This is a genomic window from Klebsiella sp. C283 (assembly GCF_048822555.1).
GTDB classification, from domain to species: domain Bacteria; phylum Pseudomonadota; class Gammaproteobacteria; order Enterobacterales; family Enterobacteriaceae; genus Klebsiella; species Klebsiella quasipneumoniae.
On sequence record NZ_JBMEZS010000056.1, the window covers coordinates 1 to 1,662 of the forward strand.

A 1,662-nucleotide genomic window follows, 5' to 3' on the forward strand; every position below is an offset into this window, starting at 1 on the left:
ACTTCGTTGCCGGCACCAATCGGAATGACCGGGTGATACTGCTCGGCCCTTTTGATGTAGTACTCGCTCAGCGTCTGCGCAGCTTTAGATGCACCACCGCCGACCCCCATTTTCAGAACGTCACCGGCGCCAACAGATGCGGTTGCCCCCAGGCCAACAGCCGGCTGTGAAGCCCGTTCCATGCCCTGACCAATCCCGTCAACAAAACCGGCCCCCCATGCCCAGCCGAGGATTTTTCCGTTACGCATCACCACCTCTCCCTTAACCCCGTTTTTCCCCATAAAGGAAACGTGGCCGTTAATGGGCTGATCGATGGTTTTATCACCTTTGATACAGCTGATATTGCGGGTACGGACAATGGCGCGTTCGCTGGAGACATCGCCCCAGGCTTCAAGGCCCACAAAACACCCTGTCAGGTCGTAGGTTTTGCTGTTTGGCATTTCCACGCGACCAGTGATACGCAACTGCATCGGTACAGTTGATTCATTCCCGGTAACAGACGCGTTGGCATCTGCCCCCTCGATAAGCATACTTTTTGCAAAGCTCCCCGACGGAATGTACGGCAATGACTTCGTTTTTTTTCCTTTGTCGTAACTGAACGTTTTACGCTGTATCTGGTTTGGTACCGGTACAGACTGGTAGCTGACCTGCGGCGGCGGTGTCATACCATTCCCCGGATAGAATGCCGTCGGAGGCGGTACCGCGGCGCCGGTTTGCGGCGGATAACTGGCTGGCTGCGGCTCCCCTTCCGGACCGGGTGGCGGTGACGGAGGAGTCGGCGCGGGCTCGCCACCAGAGACAGCCGGTTTCACGCCCAGCGCCTTCAGCTGAGTCTGCATGGCTTCATTGTCACTGCTGAGCTTGTCGATACGTATCTGGTCGGCGGTTCGCGCCTTACTCAGTAGGTCCACTTCCCCCTGCAGGGAGTCAAAACGCTTGTTGAGATCAGCGGCAGTCGCCTGCATTTCTGTTGTCGCGTGCTGCTCCACCTTACTGTTGAAGCTGCTGTCGACCACCCCGGTCATATCCGGTGCGGGTTCGCCCTGAGCCGGGGCTTCCTCATCAGAGCTCATGTTCAGATCTGACAGATACAGCCCGCCTCCGACTGCTGCCGCGCCGCCCGCCAGAATGAGTCCCAGCCAGATATATTGCTTACGTTTGATCAGCGTGTTGAAGTTGGCCATCAGCGCTTCACTCCTTCATCTGACGTCGTGACCCAGATCTGCATGCGACCACCGGCAGTCAGCAGGCCCGCCGGGGTACTGAACATGACGGCACGTGTTCCGGGCTGCCAGAAATCGCTTTCACGCACCATACGGGGCGACCGGGAGACGTTATCCAGACTGTAACGGACGACTTTCAGGTGGTGGCCGACCCAGACCCTGTCGGCAGTGGCGCGCAGACCAGCCGGCACCTGCAGCACTTCAGAAGTGACGGGGACAGACTGATACTCATCGGGTACGCTGCCCTGGCGCACGGCGCGATTAAGCGAAACCAGTAACGATTCATAGGGGTTCGACTCTTCCCAGGCTTTTGCCGGACCGGGGGTACCCGCCAGCTCGCTGACCAGCTGAATTGTCCGGCCTGAGCCCGCACGGGGCACGGCACGAATGGAGAAGTTCAGCCCGCGTTCGGTTTCCACAATGAAGGTGAATGGTTTTT

The 1,662-nt window shown here is 58.5% G+C and carries 2 protein-coding genes; both read right to left on the minus strand.

Translation table 11 applies throughout. From position 1 onward, the window contains the following. Window positions 1-1,184: F-type conjugal transfer pilus assembly protein TraB (gene traB / locus ACOI7Z_RS27125; protein ID WP_117135754.1), on the minus strand; the 1,184-nt coding region annotated here is incomplete at its 3' end. Next, window positions 1,184-1,662, minus strand: a 479-nt coding sequence (gene traK / locus ACOI7Z_RS27130) for a type-F conjugative transfer system secretin TraK (protein ID WP_420702485.1), incomplete at its 5' end; no start/stop codon positions are given. The genes traK and traB, both read right to left, overlap by 1 nt.